17 protein-coding genes and 3 pseudogenes are annotated in these 16,896 nt (G+C 40.8%); 14 read left to right on the forward strand and 6 right to left on the reverse strand.

Translation table 11 applies throughout. The features are described 5' to 3' along the window. The first annotated feature begins 263 nt into the window (after positions 1-263). The 9 genes and pseudogenes from pbpC to RMY64_RS14045 all read left to right on the forward strand — a co-directional run bounded on the left by pbpC (position 264) and on the right by RMY64_RS14045 (position 6,662). On the forward strand, positions 264-2,576 hold the full coding sequence (gene pbpC / locus RMY64_RS14005; RefSeq protein ID WP_322700331.1) for a penicillin-binding protein 1C: 2,313 nt from the start codon (positions 264-266) through the stop codon (positions 2,574-2,576). Positions 2,577-2,726: 150 nt separating this feature from the next. Next, the gene (locus RMY64_RS14010; RefSeq protein WP_322700332.1) at positions 2,727-3,497 is read left to right on the forward strand and encodes a red chlorophyll catabolite reductase; all 771 of its coding nucleotides are present in this window, start codon (positions 2,727-2,729) and stop codon (positions 3,495-3,497) included. Positions 3,498-3,627: 130 nt separating this feature from the next. Then, positions 3,628-3,740: pseudogene (locus tag RMY64_RS14015) on the forward strand (nitrilase); the annotation flags it as partial. 60 nt (positions 3,741-3,800) lie between these two features. Further along, positions 3,801-5,219 (forward strand): aldehyde dehydrogenase family protein, encoded by a 1,419-nt coding sequence (locus RMY64_RS14020; RefSeq protein WP_322700333.1) that lies wholly within the window; start codon positions 3,801-3,803, stop codon positions 5,217-5,219. Next, positions 5,216-5,539, forward strand: coding sequence for a hypothetical protein (locus RMY64_RS14025; RefSeq protein WP_322700334.1), 324 nt, complete (start codon positions 5,216-5,218; stop codon positions 5,537-5,539). Before RMY64_RS14020 ends, RMY64_RS14025 begins: the two co-directional genes overlap by 4 nt. Positions 5,540-5,573: 34 nt before the next feature. Then, entirely contained in the window at positions 5,574-5,813 is a 240-nt protein-coding gene (locus RMY64_RS14030; protein ID WP_322700335.1) for a hypothetical protein, read from the forward strand. Next, positions 5,806-6,180, forward strand: a complete 375-nt coding sequence (locus RMY64_RS14035) for a type II toxin-antitoxin system RelE/ParE family toxin (protein ID WP_322700336.1) — start codon at positions 5,806-5,808, stop codon at positions 6,178-6,180. The genes RMY64_RS14030 and RMY64_RS14035 overlap by 8 nt, the downstream gene beginning before the upstream one ends. Before the next feature lie 58 nt (positions 6,181-6,238). After that, positions 6,239-6,469 (forward strand): annotated as a pseudogene (locus RMY64_RS14040) (hypothetical protein). Positions 6,470-6,518: 49 nt separating this feature from the next. Next, positions 6,519-6,662, forward strand: a complete 144-nt coding sequence (locus RMY64_RS14045) for a hypothetical protein (protein ID WP_322700337.1) — start codon at positions 6,519-6,521, stop codon at positions 6,660-6,662. A 40-nt stretch (positions 6,663-6,702) separates the two neighbouring features. Here the strand turns inward: RMY64_RS14045 and RMY64_RS14050 are convergent, their stop codons facing one another. Then, positions 6,703-6,891: a hypothetical protein gene (locus RMY64_RS14050; protein ID WP_322672314.1), complete on the reverse strand. Its 189-nt coding sequence runs from the start codon at positions 6,889-6,891 to the stop codon at positions 6,703-6,705. An 82-nt stretch (positions 6,892-6,973) separates the two neighbouring features. Here RMY64_RS14050 and RMY64_RS14055 point away from each other — a divergent pair. The 5 genes and pseudogenes from RMY64_RS14055 to RMY64_RS14075 all read left to right on the forward strand — a co-directional run. Beyond that, positions 6,974-7,232, forward strand: a pseudogene (locus tag RMY64_RS14055) (aldehyde dehydrogenase); the annotation flags it as partial. Positions 7,233-7,303: 71 nt separating this feature from the next. Then, positions 7,304-7,750, forward strand: coding sequence for a DUF3598 family protein (locus RMY64_RS14060; RefSeq protein ID WP_322672313.1), 447 nt, complete (start codon positions 7,304-7,306; stop codon positions 7,748-7,750). 89 nt (positions 7,751-7,839) lie between these two features. Next, a complete protein-coding gene (gene hisS, locus RMY64_RS14065; protein ID WP_322700338.1) occupies positions 7,840-9,228 on the forward strand; it encodes a histidine--tRNA ligase in 1,389 nt (462 codons plus the stop codon). A gap of 202 nt (positions 9,229-9,430) precedes the next feature. Continuing rightward, complete coding sequence (locus RMY64_RS14070) at positions 9,431-10,069, forward strand: Uma2 family endonuclease (RefSeq protein ID WP_322700339.1); 639 nt, start codon at positions 9,431-9,433, stop codon at positions 10,067-10,069. A gap of 110 nt (positions 10,070-10,179) precedes the next feature. Beyond that, a complete protein-coding gene (locus tag RMY64_RS14075) occupies positions 10,180-10,755 on the forward strand; it encodes a TMEM175 family protein (RefSeq protein ID WP_322700340.1) in 576 nt (191 codons plus the stop codon). Between the two features lie 102 nt (positions 10,756-10,857). Here RMY64_RS14075 and RMY64_RS14080 read toward each other — a convergent pair whose 3' ends face one another. The 5 genes from RMY64_RS14080 to RMY64_RS14100 form a co-directional block, all read right to left on the reverse strand. Then, on the reverse strand, positions 10,858-12,444 hold the full coding sequence (locus RMY64_RS14080) for an RNA-directed DNA polymerase (RefSeq protein ID WP_322700341.1): 1,587 nt from the start codon (positions 12,442-12,444) through the stop codon (positions 10,858-10,860). Between the two features lie 328 nt (positions 12,445-12,772). After that, a complete protein-coding gene (locus RMY64_RS14085; protein WP_322691807.1) occupies positions 12,773-13,486 on the reverse strand; it encodes a rubrerythrin family protein in 714 nt (237 codons plus the stop codon). A 235-nt stretch (positions 13,487-13,721) separates the two neighbouring features. Continuing rightward, positions 13,722-14,816, reverse strand: coding sequence for an alkene reductase (locus tag RMY64_RS14090; RefSeq protein WP_322700342.1), 1,095 nt, complete (start codon positions 14,814-14,816; stop codon positions 13,722-13,724). Positions 14,817-14,891: 75 nt separating this feature from the next. Continuing rightward, on the reverse strand, positions 14,892-15,632 hold the full coding sequence (locus RMY64_RS14095; RefSeq protein WP_322700343.1) for an SDR family oxidoreductase: 741 nt from the start codon (positions 15,630-15,632) through the stop codon (positions 14,892-14,894). Positions 15,633-15,988: 356 nt separating this feature from the next. Beyond that, positions 15,989-16,462, reverse strand: coding sequence for a hypothetical protein (locus tag RMY64_RS14100; protein WP_322672306.1), 474 nt, complete (start codon positions 16,460-16,462; stop codon positions 15,989-15,991). Between the last annotated feature and the right edge of the window lie 434 nt (positions 16,463-16,896).

Here is a 16,896-nt window from a genome sequence, read left to right on the forward strand (position 1 = left end):
TTAATAAGGGATGCAGACGACTATTTTTTACTCAGACTTTGGATTTAACTATGTTTATTTACATAGATAACCAATCTAGTGTAATTGTTCCAAAAAATCACTACAATTCTTAACTAATTAATAAGTATTTAACTTCTGCAAATATTAATTTACATCTGCTAAGTGATTTCAAATAAATTATTAAGGATTTGACATATTGACTGATATAGATGTAATCGCTGCGTCAAAATTAAGGTAGGTTTTCTTGGACAGGGGATTCCCTGATGAAACTAATTTTACGATCGCTACTCAAACTTAAGCACAGTAGTAAAGTTATCCTGGCTGTGCTGCTAATCTGTCTGGTGGTACGCTTACTACCTTATTTTGCGCCCATTCGTGCCGCAGATATTGCTCAAAATCAGTTGGCAATGCAATTTAGCGATCGCAATGGTTTACCATTAGGAACATTGCTCACCCGCGACCAAGAGCATACATCAGTAGTACCACTAAATCAGGTTTCGCCCCAGTTTATCCATGCGATTTTAGCCGCCGAAGATGCCAGCTTTTACCATCATGGGGCGTTGGATATGAAAGCTGTTATCCGCGCCAGCAAAGAAGCCATGCACGCCAAAAGAATTGTTTCTGGCGCTTCTACAATTACCATGCAGTTAGCGCGGATGTTAGATCCAGTGCCGCGCAGCTTCTCTGGTAAACTGAGTGAAATTTGGCTAGCTTGGCGGTTAGCAGCAGGGATGAACAAAGATGAAATTCTGGCTGCATATATCAATCGGCTACCAATGGGCGGGAATATATATGGTGTGGAAGCCGCCGCACAGACTTATTTTTCCATTCCAGCTAGTGAATTGAATCTTGCTCAAGCTAGTTTGTTGGCTGCTATTCCCAATAATCCCACATACTTTAATCCTTACGAACATTGGGAACGGCTGAAGCAGCGGCAAAAATACGTCCTTAATCGGATGGTACAGGAAAAGTATATTAGTGGTGCGATCGCAACCCGAACACACACCGAAAAGGTTGTGTTTCAGTCTCGCCAAGGGGGAATTATCGCTGCACCACACTTTTTATTTTGGTTAGCCAATCAGTTTGATAAAACGCAAACAGAACAAAATTTCCCCATCCGCACAACTATAAATCGCCCTTTACAGCAGTTTGTGGAAGCACAGGTACAACAGGTAATTTCTTCCCTAGCCGCTAACAATGTCCATGATGCTGCTGCGTTGGTGATTGACAACCACACTGGTGAAGTTTTGGCTTATGTCGGTTCACCTGATTACTTTAATGAAGCTAAACTGGGACGCAATGATGGAGTGCAAGCACTACGTCAACCAGGTTCTACCCTCAAGCCTTTTGTTTATGAATTAGCTTTAGAAAAAGGTTTAATTCGCCCAAATACCATTTTGGCAGATGTACCCGCCCATTATGCAATTCCCGGCGCGAAACTTTACAGCCCCACAGATTACACCGAAAGATTTCTTGGCCCTGTGCGGGTGCGAATCGCTTTAGCAAATTCTTTAAATGTACCTGCAATAAAGGTGTTAGAAAAAGTTGGTGTGGAAACTTTTTTAGAACGACTGCATCAACTGGGATTTGAACACCTCAATCAAACTCCAGAACATTATGGTTTAGGTTTGACTCTAGGTAGTGGCGAAGTCAGTCTCTGGGAATTAGCCCGTGCATACTTAACCATAGCACGACAAGGAGAGGCGATTTCTTTAGTAAGCACATTTTCCAATTCCCCAATCCCTACAGACGCGATGAATCGCGTCTCTACAAACTCCCCACTCCTTAATCACACAATCTGGCAATTAATCACCAACATACTCAGTGACAGCTATGCTCGTGCAACAGCATTTGGTGTAGACTCGGTGTTAAATTTACCCTTTCCTGTTGCTGTTAAAACTGGCACTTCTTCCAATTTTCGGGATACTTGGACTGTTGGCTTCACTACAGATTACACCGTCGCTACTTGGGTAGGCAACTTCAACGGCGAACCGATGCGACAAGTTTCAGGTGTGACAGGTGCAGCACCTTTATGGAATCGAATTATGTTACATCTGCACGAACATCAAGAACCAGCAGGTTTTCCATCTCCAGAAGGTTTAGTGCAATTACCTGTTTGTGCAATCTCTGGATTACGACCCACCCCAGATTGTACCTCAGTGGTGCAAGAATATTTCTATCCTGAAGATAAAAGTAATTACGAACGCGACTATCAATTCAATTTGCCACCAGAATATAATGAATGGTTGGCAAAACAACAGCAGTCAAATTTTACTTCTACCAATTTAAGAATTTTATCTCCGCATCATGGCGATTTATTTTTAGTTTATCCTGGTAAAGAAACGCAGCAAAAACTCGAATTTAAGCTAGCGGGAAATAAATCTGCACCAGTCGAGTGGTGGTTAAATGGCGAAAAGTTAGATACAAACTCAGCTAATTCTTTATTTTGGAATTTACGTCCTGGTAAGTGGACTTTGGAAGCGAGAAGCGGGGAAATGAAGGACAAAGTAAGCTTTCAGGTGGAGTTAGCTAATATTAAACCTACGCGTCGAGGATTTTCTATTAGTAATAATTGAAGCTCTCTAACTCTTATTCCTCTGTGTTCTCTGCGTTCTCTGTGGTTTGATCTTCCGTGACTTGTGCGTAAGTCCCGATCGCTAACGAATTAGATACCGGAAAGTGTCAAACTAAATATGAAGTTTATAAAAAAACTGCAAACTCAAACCATGACTCAGCAACCAACTGATTTAGATAATAAAGCTGTATTTGAGCAGTTGTGGGAGATTACAAAGGAACTCCGCCAAAAATTAGAGGCTCGTTTTCGGTTACATCCAGACGCTTCTGTAGAAAATTTACAGCAATATAGCAGTCTTGATGGCAACATGAAAGGTTCGCTGACTGCTTTTTCTGGAGAAGAAATTGACTGGCTAGTGCATTCGTGGTTGGGAAACCCGGAAAAATCAAACTTTGGTACTATGCGTCTCACTACTTGGTTGAAGTCCCATATTCAGGTTCCTCATTTGGCCTTTGAGTTTGGCACACTTCCAGATGGAAATATTTTCTTTTATATAGATTACATTGCCAGAACTGAGCTTTTAACCGATTTGGCATATCTCGATCGCTACTATGAGCCAGTTAATCAAACATTCTTAAAGTTACAATCAGATTCACGGCTCAAGGTATTTACCAGCAAAAGTACTTATATTCGTCTATTTCAATCGCCTGTTAGCTTGTGTTACACAGGCGCACCTACTTTTGAAACTCTCGAACTAACTCGTACACTTGCACGCGAAACACTCGATCGCTGGTTAACTTGGGTAGATGTAGCCGAACCTGTGCCAGAAGATGCACGAGAAGCTTTAGCTGCTCGTGATTTAGAACTCCGCCGTATCAGTGCTGAACGCGATCCAGGTAATAAATTTGCCGCACAGATGTTTGGCTTGGAATTGACAGATAAACTTGTGCGATCGCTCTGGGGTGGCGATCGGATTCTCTAAATTAGTCATTGGTCATTGGTCATTGGTCATTTGTTATGGCTCTCAATTTTCCATGTCCACTAATTTAGAATCGTACTGCGCTTTAGCATCGCAAGTTACTTGTTATGCAATTAACCAAACAAGCGATCGCCAATCACACTTTTACCCTGCTAATACTATGCTGGAAGAGAAGTAGACCGCAAACACTTCCTGCAAACACAGCAAACTACCATTGAGTGCTTCACCAACTTGGGGATGATTTGAATTTGGGAATGGGAATTGGGGATTAGCAAGTAATAACAAATGACAAATGACAAATGACAAATGACAAAACCAATAGAAGTCCGCAATCCCCGAACTGGCAAATTTGATTACGTAATTATCCCGCCGCCTCCAAGGTTGGTGGTACAGCAATGTAAGCGGACGCGCAGGGCACAAGTTCGCTGGCAGCAGTTGGGCTTAGAGGGGAGAATTGAAGCTTTACAGCAGTGGAAAGATGCGATAATATCTGGACGCGATCGCCTCACGGAAGCTTTGGTAAATGATACAGGAAGATTGTCAGCCTCGGTATTAGAAATAGACTCCTTCCTCTCCAGCATCGATCGCTGGTGTCGGTTAGCACCGGAATTGCTGCAAGAATCGGCAAAAAATACAGCCATTCCCTTTATTGCCTTGCAACAAACGTCTGTTCCTTATCCTTTAGTTGGGGTAATTAGCCCGTGGAATTTTCCGCTGTCACTGTCTACTGTTGATACCATTCCGGCGTTGTTGGCAGGTTGTGCTGTCATTGTTAAACCCAGTGAAATCACTCCCCGCTTTGTAGCACCACTAATTACAGCACTCAACACTGTTCCTAAACTGCACGAGGTATTAACTTTTGTCGAAGGAGCAGGTGCAACCGGATCTCTTTTAATTGAAAATGTAGATTTGGTATGTTTTACAGGCAGTGTAGCCACAGGGAGAAAAGTTGCACAAGCAGCTGCAAAACAGTTTATTCCAGCTTTTTTGGAATTAGGAGGAAAAGATCCAGCGATCGTTTTAGAATCAGCCAACTTAGAATTAGCAACCTCAGCAATCTTGTGGAGTTCTGTTGTCAACACCGGGCAGTCATGCCTCTCAATTGAGCGAATTTACGTTGCAGACTCGATATTTGAAAAGTTTTATCATCAACTAGTAGCCAAAGCACATCGCCTTGAGCTAGCCTATCCCACAGTCGAAAGTGGAGAAATTGGCCCGATTATTGCCGAAAGACAAGCAGCCATCATTAGCGATCATCTTCTAGATGCAGTGGAAAAAGGAGCAGTAATTCATTGCGGTGGTGTAATAGAGGATTTAGGTGGGGGTTGGTGGTGTCGTCCCACAGTGCTTACCCAAGTTAATCATTCCATGAAAGTGATGACTGAAGAGACTTTTGGCCCGATTATGCCAGTCATGCCTTTTTCTGTAGTAGGTGAAGCAATCTCTTTAGCCAATGACTCAATCTATGGATTAAGTGCTGCTGTATTTGCCTCAGAAACAGAAGCCTTAGAAGTTGCATACCAAATAGATGCAGGTGCTATTAGTATCAACGATGCTGGACTCACCGCCATCATGCATGAGGGAGAGAAAAACCCCTTCAAATTCTCCGGTTTGGGACAGTCACGCATAGGTGCAGCAGTGATGAAACGATTTATGCGAAAAAAAGCTATTTTGATTAAAACTAATGCTACTAATGACCCTTGGTGGTTTGAAAATGGGGAGTGACCAATGCGATCGTCACTATGCAACTGATTAGCGTAACCAATGGCGTAGCTTGCCGCCGTACTCCTTTAAAGAAGCAAGCTACGCAAAGCGTCTCCAAGAGTTGGCATCGCATTCGCATCTTGTTCAAAATATCTATTTTACTAGAGGCGATCGCCTCTGCCACAGTTTCGTGCGCGATAATCAAAGCATCTGGAAGAATTTTGATGGTTTTGGTTCAGAACACAAGTCTGTTCGTTCACAAAACAAGTCCATTCGTTCAGAACACAAGTCTATTCGTTCACAAAACAAGTCCATTCGTTCATAAAACACTTGGACATTAACCTAACCACTACTACTTAGCATATTGGAGTAGCAATGAAAGCATTTAAAGTCATGGCAACGATTAATGAGCAAGGACAGTTAACATTAGATTATCCTCTCATAACAGATAAGAATAGCCGCGTAGAAGTTATTGTTCTAATTCCAGAAGAAGAAATTCTAAACGATCAATCTCAAGCAGAAGTCTTAGCAGATTTCGGGCAAGCTTGGCACGAAGCCATGACCGGGCAAACTATCCCGGTAGCTCAACTTTGGGAAGGGCTTGAAAATGACTGATCGGCCTTTGATTCAAGTTGAAGTTTCGCCAACATTCAACCGAAATCTACGCACTCTTGCCAAGAAGTATCGCAGTATTCGGAATGATATACAACCCATCATCGAACAACTTGAACAGGGAGAATTACCAGGAGATCAAATACCTGGGGTTGGTTATGCGATCTTCAAGTTAAGAGTCCGAAATAGCGACATTCAAAAAGGTAAAAGCGGTGGCTATCGTCTTATTTACTACGTCAAGACAGCAATGGGAATTATTTTACTGACTGTTTATGCAAAATCTGAACAAGTTGATATTGCCGCAGATGACATTCAGAGCATCATTACAGAATATGAGCAACAGGCGATCGAAGATAAAGAGGATATCTAAACAAGAGCCACCGAACCTACCTACAACGTCCAAATTCCAACCTAAGGGTAGTAAAGCGATGCAAGCCAAACTCCAAAAGCAACTTTCCCCCAATGATGCCGAAGTTATTTTAGGATGCTTACCTGAACGAATTCGTACCGCTCTAATAGCTCGTGCTACTGAAATTGAATATCCAATCGAAGCAGTTATTGAGATGGCGTTCACGTAGTGTCTCTGAAAGAGAATCGCAAGTTTTCTCGACACAGAGGCGTTGGGTTTTGCAGATTGCAAGCCAGGGCGTGGACAATAAAACCGTCAACTAGCGATCGCAGGCGACGGGACTGGCGAAAGATATTTGTGTGGATACAGAGGTTACTTGCAGCCGTTTAACCGGAACATTAGAAGCCGACGACAAACGCGTAGGCGTAGCCCGCCGCAGGCATCGCTTGGAAGAAAAACAGAATTTTGCATTGCAGAATTTTCAGTCAGGATTTCGGCACTAATTAGCGTGAGTTCGACGGATAAGAAAGGCCAAAAAGGTTGCTAGATATGAATTTGCTCAACTGGATAGATCGTAAGGCGATCGCTAGCCACGCAAACTCTCTCAATTTTTGGCGGCCACAGCGATGTCATGGCAGCGTGTAGTATTGGTTTTGCCAGTTTATCTAAAGAATTTACGCCAGCGATGATTAATAAAGCTGTCTTTGATAACCTTCCCCACTCTCTACTCATAATATGCGAACATAATTAAGTTGTAGCTCACTTATTCGAGAAGGAATATTAGTCCTGATAATAACAATCGTGCCCGCACTGATTAAGTGCTGCTGTATTTGCCTCAGAAACAGAAGCCTTAGAAGTTGCCTACCAGATAGATGCAGGTGCTATTAGTATCAACGATGCTGGACTCACAGCCATCATGCATGAGGCAGACAAAAACGCTTTCAAATTCTCCGGTTTGAGACAGTCACGTATGGGTGCAGCGGCGCTGAAACGGTTCATGCCAAAAAAAGCTATTTTGATTAAAAACTAACTCAATGAGTGACCCCTGGTGGTTTAATAATCAAGAATACTGAAGGGATAATAGATAATTCATAACAAGAAAAATAATAGTCTCTAATAAAGCTTATAGAAATAGGAGTTTAACATGTCTATCATGAAAATAGAAATGCCCCTAATGGCCCGTCAAGAAGGAGAGTGGTCTGGTTCTTATACACTAGTTGATACAGAAGGAAAAATTTTAGATAAATATACTTCTCATTTAAGCTGCAAATTTATTGAAAACCCTCCTTATTCATACTACCAAATAAATCGCTATAAATGGCCTAATGGCAAACAAGAAGAACATCATTTTCCTGGTTTATATCGAGATAAAAAAGTATGGTTTGACACTGAACGCCTTAAGGGTAATGCTTGGGAAGTAGACGATGCAACTATTATGTTCCGATTTACTTTTAAGAAGGCTCCGAGTGCTTACTTGTATGAAGTGATTTACCTCAGTCCTTGCAATAACTATCGTTTCCGTACCTGGCATTGGTTTAAGAACGATCAACTTTATCAACGTACATTGGTGCAAGAAGAACGAATAAAATAGACATAGGAGTAAAATCTGTCAGGGGTTTCAGTAATCAACTAGACATGATATAACTCTCATCTCAAATTTCAACTTAGTAAGGTATACGCATGGCCAAAGGTGACAAAATAAACTTTTCTACCCCTAGCGGGTTTCCAGAATTTCTTCCTAGCGAAAAGCGTCTAGAATTATATTTGCTAGATATCATCCGTAGAGTTTTTGAAAGCTATGGATTTACGCCCATCGAAACACCTGCTGTAGAACGTTTAGAAGTGCTACAAGCTAAAGGTAATCAAGGCGATAATATCATTTATGGAATCAATCCCATATTGCCACCAAATCGACAAGCCGAGAGAGATAAATCGGGTGAAACTGGTTCGGAAGCCAGAGCTTTAAAGTTCGATCAAACAGTTCCTTTAGCAGCGTATATTGCCCGTCATCTGAATGAATTAACCTTTCCCTTTGCTCGTTATCAAACCGATGTAGTTTTTCGGGGAGAACGGGCAAAAGATGGGCGTTTTCGTCAGTTCCGCCAGTGCGATATTGATGTAGTTGCGCGTCGCGAACTCAGTTTGCTCTATGATGCTCAGATGCCTGCAATTATCACTGAGATATTTGAAGCAATTAATATTGGTGATTTTCTAATTCGCATCAACAACCGAAAAGTTCTGACTGGTTTCTTTAAATCATTGGGTATTGCCGAAAATCAGATAAAATCTTGTATTGGTATTGTTGACACTCTAGAAAAAATTGGTGAAAGTAAAGTCAAACAAGATTTAGAAAAAGAAGGAATTTCAGTAGAGCAGGCGCAAAAAATCATTGAATTTATCAAAATAGACGGTTCCGTTGATGAAGTCTTAGATAAGCTCAAGCACCTTGCCCAAAATCTGCTAGAAACTGAGCAATTGAGTTTAGGAGTTAGCGAATTAGAAACGGTAATTACTGGAGTGCGTAATCTTGGAGTTGCCGAAAATCGTTTCTGTATTGATTTATCCATTGCCCGTGGTCTTGATTACTATACTGGCACAGTTTACGAAACAACTCTATTAGGACATGAAGCTTTAGGTAGTATATGTTCTGGCGGTAGATATGAAGAATTAGTCGGGGTCTTCTTGGGCGAAAAAATGCCTGGTGTCGGTATTTCTATCGGCTTAACTCGCTTAATTAGTCGTTTGTTAAAAGCTGGTATTCTAAATACCTTAGCTGCTACACCAGCCCAAGTGATGGTAGTGAATATGCAGGAAGATTTAATGCCTACTTATTTAAAAGTTTCTCAACGTCTGCGTCAGGCGGGAATTAATGTCATAACGAACTTTGATAAGCGTCCCTTGGGTAAACAATTTCAATTAGCAGAGAAGCAAGGAATTCAATTTTGCGTAATTATTGGTTCTGAAGAAGCAGCAGCACAAAAGTCATCGCTCAAAGATTTGAAAACAGGCGAACAAGTAGAAGTACTACTAGAAAATCTAGCTGAGGAAGTTAAAAGAAGGCTTACTTAAAAGTTGATTTATCAAGTAGCAACTGTCTATTGCAATCTGCCTCATATATCATATTTATTTGGAAGTCATTTATGAGTTTATCGGATGTCCCTAATCTCTGGGTTCCTATAGCACTTTTAGGTTTAATTGTTATAGCTGCTGTATTTTTCAGCCGCAGCAATTGATATTTAAAATATTACAGTTGAGGTGGAGGTTCAGTTGTATGTTTGCTGTTGTCACACCCGATACAATCCATTTGCCCCCAGGTGCGGTAGTACGCCTACCTGGAAGTTGGCAAGATTATCAAGCACTCAATGAACAACTAGGCGATCGCTCCTCGCCTCGTATTAAATATCGAGATGGAGAAATTCTCTTGATGGCACCGCTACCAGAATATGGGCCTAAAGTAAGTGTAATTGCAGATGTAGTCAAAGTTTTGCTCGATTGTTTGGGACGAGAATACGAGGCTTTTACCCCAATCACAATGGAACTACCACAGAAAAGTGGTATAGAACCAGACTACTGTTTTTATATTGAAAACTGGGAAGCGATCGCAGGTAAAGATCGAATTAATTGGGGTGTCGATCCATCACCTGATTTAGTGGTGGAAATAGACATCACCAGCTATACCGATGTTAATGACTACCTACATTATCGAGTACCAGAAGTTTGGTTGTTTAGGAAAAACCAGCTGGTAATTTACAGATTGCAGGGCGATATCTACACTGTTGAAACCAATAGCCGTTATTTCCCTAACATCAATGTGTCAGAAGTAGTCACAGAGTCTTTGAAAATTGCCTACGAGCGCAATACTAGCGCTGCTATTCGGGAATTACGGCGGAAATTGGCAAGTGAGAATTAAAGATTTTGATTTTGCGCTTGCAGAGAATCTTCATCAACAGCGGCTACTTGATACGATAAAGTACAGAGTCTCACAACTTACTTTTAAATAAATAGAAAAGGAATGCGTACATGGGAAAAGGGAGATTAGAAGCATTCAGCGATGGGGTGATTGCCATCATTATCACTATCATGGTGCTGGAAATCAAAGTGCCGCATGGGTTCGATTTAGCCGCGCTACGTCCACTAATCCCAGTATTTCTGAGCTATGTGTTGAGTTTTATATATATCGGCATCTACTGGAACAATCACCATCACCTACTACAAGCAGTCCGACAGGTTAATGGGCGTATCCTTTGGGCGAATTTGCATCTGCTGTTTTGGTTGTCGCTAATCCCCTTCGTCACTGGTTGGATGGGCGAAAATCACTTTGCCGCCATGCCTGTTGCCCTTTATGGTACGGTGTTGTTGTTGAATGCGATCGCTTACTTCATTCTGACCCGCACCCTGATTTCTCACCACGGCAAAGATTCGACTCTAGCGATCGCAGTTGGTGAAGACTTCAAAGGAAAAATATCAGTAGTTGTCTATGCTGTGGGAATTCCACTTGCCTTTGTCAACTCATGGTTTGCTTGTGCATTGTACGTTTTAGTCGCAATCATGTGGCTGATTCCTGACCGTCGCATTGAGAAGACTCTTACTTCCTAAACGAATTACGTTAGCGCAGCGTAAAGCCTTCGGCATATCCTCATACATATATGGTTTCTACGGGCAACTTCTATATCCAGTGTTGGAAAGAATCATTTAAAATTAAGGCTTATTCTTGCTGCGTAAATAGGCTACAATTGCTTTATCAAGGATATCTCCTCGTGCTGAAGCTAGATTAAGCCAGTGAGTCATTTCATCAGGTGATAAAACTGTTGCGGCATATAGAATAGCTCTTTTATCCCAAGGGCCAAGGACATCCAAACCGTCTTTGTGATCTTTCACCCATGTTGTATCTCTTTTACGTTTTGCAATTAACGCTTTCTCTCGAACTCTTTTGATTGAGCCATAATCGATGGATAATATTATTTTGTTAAAGTGTTCGTTTTGAAAAAGGTTAAACACCCAAATATTGATATAAGGCAAAGCAAGATATTCTTGAGTTAAAATCTGTTCAAATTTATTTTTGTAGTTTTGTACCTGCCTCTCAGAAAGTACTCGATTAAGGTATATAACTACTTCCCTAATAACAGGTAGCAAAGTTTCAAAATTGTCTAAGACTATGGGGACTAAATTGCGGTATCGGTAGCTAGTTGCTTGTCTAAGAAGATATCTTGTTAGCCCTAAATCAAGGTATTCTGCTCCTATAATTTTTACGAAAAGCTCTTCGTATGCAGCCGTTATAATTTTGAATTTCTCATCACTTTCTAGCATTTCAAAATTAATAGCTGCCTCTTTATCATTGGATTCAAGTATCGAAGGATAAGGATTACTTAATTTTATTCTCTTCTCATGTAGATACCCTGCAAATCGTTCTAATACAGCTTCCTTTTCGATTTTTTCCTGACTTTTGTGGTACTTTCTCCTAAACTCATTTACAGTAATAATTTGTGTTTTATGATCCGAAAGCACAAGTCTATGAGAAGTGTATAAATATCGCGTTAGCTCGTGCAATAAAAATTGAGCCTGTTCCTTACTAGAAAAGAAGATCCGAATATCATCAACCCACCGGGTAAAATCTCTTGTGAAAGTTGCAATTTTCTTATCAATATCGCCCATAATAGCCTCAGCCAAAACCATGCTAGCCATAGGCCCAACAGGTATGCCTCGTGATGTGTTAGTATTTAGACCCATCAAAAATTTTTCTAAAACTGTTGCATGTTCATAATAGGGACTACTGCCCGCTTCAGAGACAATATTCTGTATTCGATGTAAGTATATTTGATTATAAAAGTCGGTAATGTCGCAAAGTAACACAAAGCCATCAGGGTAGGAATTAGCAAGCTCGTCTGATTTCTCGATATAATTTGTCCACCCATCGTCGTCTTTTTCAAAAAAAGACCCATTAACATCTGTTTTAATCCTGTAGGAGCAAGCAATTCTATCGCAAACTGGAATACGATAATCTTCTATAATCTGAGTAATTTCATAAACAAGAGCCGTAAAGATAAGGGCGTCTACTGGATCAAGTTGATGAACAACACGAAATGTTCTATTTACTTTGAATGCTAGCGAAGCAAAAGGGGTTCTGGGCGTATAGTCTAGCAACTCCAAGTTCAGTATATAATTTTTTACTTGTACCCAATAATAGGCGATCGCCTCGAACTCAAATGACTTGGGGTAAAAATCACTGTCGTAATATCTTGTCAGATGCTTGAGCGCCCACTCAAGAGAAGTATCCTCTAACTTCATAGCGTTATTACGTATTCAAAAATTGCTTAATTATACTGTTGTAATCATTCTATCACTGTGAATACGTTAGATTTTGTACAGCATTAGACACCTTCTACTTCATATTGAGGTAATCTACACAGCAAGCGCAGATCCTCTTTTGAACTATTTATAAAAACATAAAAAATATTTACCTTCAACTAAATTACCTACAAGTGCAATCAGATTGGTTGTTATCTTCTGGTAAATGCACGATCAAACCCTGTGTATAAATAATGATGAACGCGAAGCATCTCAAGAGACGCTTCGCGTTTATATGCTAAAAAAAATTGCCTAATTGATTGTCGTCTTAAGCTGCAACTTTTTCCTCAAATGGTTTAAAGGTTTTTTTGCTAGCACCGCAAATCGGACATTCCCAGTCTTCAGGAATTTCTTCAAAAGGTGTACCAGGTGCAATTCCCGAATCAGGATCGCCAGCAACGGGATCGTAAATCATGCTGCATTGTTTACAAATCCATTTCCGAGTTTTAGGTTCTTCACCAGCAACTCTAGTTGCTGCTTGTCCTCCATTTAATACTTCTAAGGCTTCAGCGTAGCGATCGGCGTGGTAATTTTCGATGAATTTTAACAAGCCAAAACGGTGAGCAGCTTCTCGAAATGTATTGGCATGATCGGTAGATTCTTGAGCTTGTTTGAGAAATTCTTCAGCTGCTGGATTGTCGCGATCGCGTTGGGCATCTGCGGCAAAATCTGGATACATTGTAGTATATTCGTAAGTCTCGCCTTCAATTGCCAAAGATAAACAGCGAGATACAATTTCCCGCTTTTGTTCATCAGTTAAAGCAGCTGCATCTTCTACCACAAGTTCTGGATGTAGTAACTTAAAATGTGCAAAAGCGTGTTCAGTTTCTTGATCTGCTGTTTCTTTAAAAAGTTTCGCCAAGTCTGTAAACCCAAGTTGACGCGCTACATCTGCGAAAAACAGATACTTACGATTTGCCATCGATTCGCCACCAAAGGCAGCTTCTAAGTTTTGAAGTGTAGTAAAGTTAGACAAATCCATAATTTTTTAATGCCTGATAAGTGATATTTAGTGCAAAAGCACAGACTCTACAACCGGATAATCAGCCGTTATTTGTATAAGTTATAAATACTTTATACAAATGTCATCCCATATTCAGCAATCCGTTTTAATCAGAAGCTAGCACGGCTGTGTTTTCCTACTTGGACAATTATAAAACCGAAAAATGGTACAACTGACAAATTATATTTTTGATTTAGAGATGACTATGATTGCTTTAATTTGTCTGAAGTTCTAAAAATGGATAGTCGGTGTATCCTGTAGCGTCAGGGGCATAAAATGTTTTTGGATCTGGAGCGTTCAAATGGGCGTTAAGTTCTAAGCGTTTTGGTAAGTCAGGATTAGCAAGATATAACTTGCCAAAAGAAACTAAATCTGCATTGCTACTAGCAAGAATGCTATCTCCTGTTTGGCGATCGTAGCCACCATTAGTAATCAAAGTACCTTGGAATATTTGCCGAAAGTAGGGTGTAACTGGGTTCATGACTTCGCGGGTTGCTAAATCGACTTCGTTCGGTTCCATCAGGTGAAGATAGGCAAGTCCAAAGGGGTTAAGAGCATTGATAGCATAACTAAAAGTTTCTTGAGGGTTGGAGTCATGCATTCCATAAAAAGTGTTACTTGGCGAAAGTTTGATCCCAACCCGGTTTGCACCCCAAACGCTAGCAACTGCTTCCACAACTTCTAAGAGGAATCGGCTACGCTTTTCTATTGAACCGCCATACTCATCTGTGCGCTGGTTCGAGCCATCTTGGAGAAATTGATCGATTAAATAGCCAAATGCACCGTGAAGTTCAATCCCATCAAAACCAGCTGCCAAGGCATTTTCGGCACCTTTGCGAAATTGCTCGACAATTTCAGTAATTTCTGGAGTTTCTAAAGCGCGGGGAGTTTCCAACGATACTTTACCTATGGGTGTGTGGAGTGAGCCAATCCCTGCGATCGCACTGGGAGCAACTGGCAATTCTCCATTAAGTAAAGCTGAGTGAGAAACTCTCCCAGAATGCCAAAGTTGCAAGAAAATTCTGCCCCCTTGTTCGTGTACTGCATTAGTTATCAACCGCCATCCTGCCACTTGTTCTTCTGAGTAAATTCCTGGACAGTTAATGTATCCTAAACTCAGAGGTGAAACCATTGTACATTCAGTAACGATCAGCCCAGCACTGGCGCGTTGGGTGTAGTAAGTTGCCATTAGCGAGTTGGGAATACTTGCAATTGCCCGTAAACGCGTCATCGGTGCCATTACGATTCGGTTTGGTAGAGTATAAGGGCCAAGCTGAACTGGTGTGAAAAGATTGATATTGGAATTCATGACTTAAATTTCGATTACGGCGTTGCACATTCCTGACTGAGGTTTGAAAACGGGGATCGTTAGGAGAGCTTTTCCTCACGCGATTCCACCGTTGACACGAATATTTTGCCCAGTGATCCACCTAGCTTCGTCGCTAGCAAGAAATGCTACTACATCGGCGATTTCTTGCACATCTCCCAGTTTATTAAAAGCAGCCATTTGCGCTAAACGATCTATCTGTTCTTGTGTTTTGCCTTCTCGGAATAGTTCTGTATCGGTGGGGCCAGGAGAAATAACATTAACTGCGATCGCTTTTGCACCTAATTCTTTAGCTAGTACCCGCGTGATTTGTTCAACAGCACCCTTGGTTCCTACATAAGCACTATAAGTTGGCAGCATCATCACCGTGGTTGATGAGGAAAAATTGATAATCCGTCCGCCTTCTGTCATGTGCTGCGCGGCTTGTTGACAAGCAAAAAAAGTGCCTTTGACATTAATGGCAAAAATCGCGTCGAAATCTTCTTCTGTCACCTCAGTAATTGGTTTATAGAAAGCAATTCCAGCATTATTGACCAAAATATCGACTTTACCAAAACGTTCAAGTGTTTGTTCAAATAACCTTTTGATGTCGGGCACTTTGCTAATATCAGCTTGGATAGCGATCGCTTCTACTCCCAACTTTTCAATTTCTGCAACAACTTCTTGTGCTTTGCCTGCATTCCCTGCATAGTTAACGACAATAGATGCGCCGTTACCAGCTAACTTGAGTGCGATCGCTCGTCCAATTCCCCGCGATGCACCAGTAATAATTGCAACTTTCCCGGTTATTGATGCCATAGATTAATCGAGTTTAATTTTGGTTAACTAAAATGATTATCTATTGTTAAAGGTACTCTACCAAGATTAAATTTAGCGATCGCTGCTAAAACTCCCGACTTGATTCCAGCCAAAATCCCGCCAGTGAATTCAAGTAACTCTCAGGCGGGAGAAATGAAGCTAAATTGAACTTATAGAGTCTTCATTGAGCTAAACACAATGCCTACGGCAGTAAACTACGCCCTACCGAACTTGACAGAATTTAAATGCTGATGACACAGGTATTGTCTTGACCATAGTCTACAAACATCTTTTATAAATTGTCTGTCTTCGTTAACCAAAAGCTCATCTGGTTTATCATATCTGCGTAGATTAAATTATTTGAAGAAGGGATTTTCTTGACCTTCCCCTTGAATCAAAAACTCTGGACATACTTCCCCAGATAAGAGTGTTCCATTAAATGTATAAGTAGTGCCTTTGGAATTGATAGCATTACCACTTATCCTCCGATCTGGAATCAAGTCTCCTCTTACCTGACCGCTAAGTGCGACACTTTCTTCTGAATTGGGATTTGTTACTGCTTGCCAATTTCTCTGATCCCGACCTTGATTTGTACGGCTATAAGTAGCGTTTAGCTCATAAGTAGCGTCTTGTCCAACAGAGCGAAGGCTGCTACCATTGGCGTTAAATTCAAAACAAGCAGTAAAATTATCTCCCTGACTTGACTGAACATTGACATCGTAGCTTTTGCCCTCCACTCCAGCTTGTACTGGCGCAGCCAACAACATTATTTGTCCAAGTAAACAAGTTAAAACTAAACCAAACTTAGATTGGATGATTTTCACTGACATAATTGTTTGCCTCTGTTAGGTAATCAAGTAATTGCTTACCTTTACTCATTGGTGACAGGTTAAGGTCATTAACCATTTGTCAATAAGTAATGGTGATTAAATTTAGTAAAAATTGAGGTTACAAACGCAAATTTCCAGCCTGTGATGCCTTCGCATAGCGTTTCATAGAAAAGACTAGCTACGCCTACGCATATTTAAAAGCATCGTTCATCCTTGCCATAAAATTTAGTATAAAGCTTAATGAGATACTCAATAGCATAGATAATTTACAGCGTAATCACTATTGACAAAACGAGTTATATCTTAAAACAATTTCACTAATGATTTCTTTTTAGGAGAAAAGAGTGGAGTGAGTTCAGAGTGTATTGCATAGATAGACACTTAGCTCGACTTTATCCATTTTTAATTCAATCAAGCAGCGTAAACAGCAATAT

The organism is Nostoc sp. DedQUE08 (assembly GCF_034530895.1).
In the GTDB taxonomy this organism is placed as follows: Bacteria; Cyanobacteriota; Cyanobacteriia; order Cyanobacteriales; family Nostocaceae; genus Nostoc.

Coding starts and splice junctions, on each gene's coding strand:
- RMY64_RS14095 (WP_322700343.1), bottom strand. CDS start 15,632: ATGGCATCAATAACCGGGAAAGTTGCAATTATTACTGGTGCATCGCGG.
- RMY64_RS14075 (WP_322700340.1), top strand. CDS start 10,180: ATGGGAAAAGGGAGATTAGAAGCATTCAGCGATGGGGTGATTGCCATC.
- RMY64_RS14060 (WP_322672313.1), top strand. CDS start 7,304: ATGTCTATCATGAAAATAGAAATGCCCCTAATGGCCCGTCAAGAAGGA.
- hisS (WP_322700338.1), top strand. CDS start 7,840: ATGGCCAAAGGTGACAAAATAAACTTTTCTACCCCTAGCGGGTTTCCA.
- RMY64_RS14080 (WP_322700341.1), bottom strand. CDS start 12,444: ATGAAGTTAGAGGATACTTCTCTTGAGTGGGCGCTCAAGCATCTGACA.
- RMY64_RS14100 (WP_322672306.1), bottom strand. CDS start 16,462: ATGTCAGTGAAAATCATCCAATCTAAGTTTGGTTTAGTTTTAACTTGT.
- RMY64_RS14085 (WP_322691807.1), bottom strand. CDS start 13,486: ATGGATTTGTCTAACTTTACTACACTTCAAAACTTAGAAGCTGCCTTT.
- RMY64_RS14035 (WP_322700336.1), top strand. CDS start 5,806: ATGACTGATCGGCCTTTGATTCAAGTTGAAGTTTCGCCAACATTCAAC.
- RMY64_RS14010 (WP_322700332.1), top strand. CDS start 2,727: ATGACTCAGCAACCAACTGATTTAGATAATAAAGCTGTATTTGAGCAG.
- RMY64_RS14030 (WP_322700335.1), top strand. CDS start 5,574: ATGAAAGCATTTAAAGTCATGGCAACGATTAATGAGCAAGGACAGTTA.
- RMY64_RS14070 (WP_322700339.1), top strand. CDS start 9,431: ATGTTTGCTGTTGTCACACCCGATACAATCCATTTGCCCCCAGGTGCG.
- pbpC (WP_322700331.1), top strand. CDS start 264: ATGAAACTAATTTTACGATCGCTACTCAAACTTAAGCACAGTAGTAAA.
- RMY64_RS14020 (WP_322700333.1), top strand. CDS start 3,801: ATGACAAAACCAATAGAAGTCCGCAATCCCCGAACTGGCAAATTTGAT.
- RMY64_RS14050 (WP_322672314.1), bottom strand. CDS start 6,891: ATGAGTAGAGAGTGGGGAAGGTTATCAAAGACAGCTTTATTAATCATC.
- RMY64_RS14090 (WP_322700342.1), bottom strand. CDS start 14,816: ATGAATTCCAATATCAATCTTTTCACACCAGTTCAGCTTGGCCCTTAT.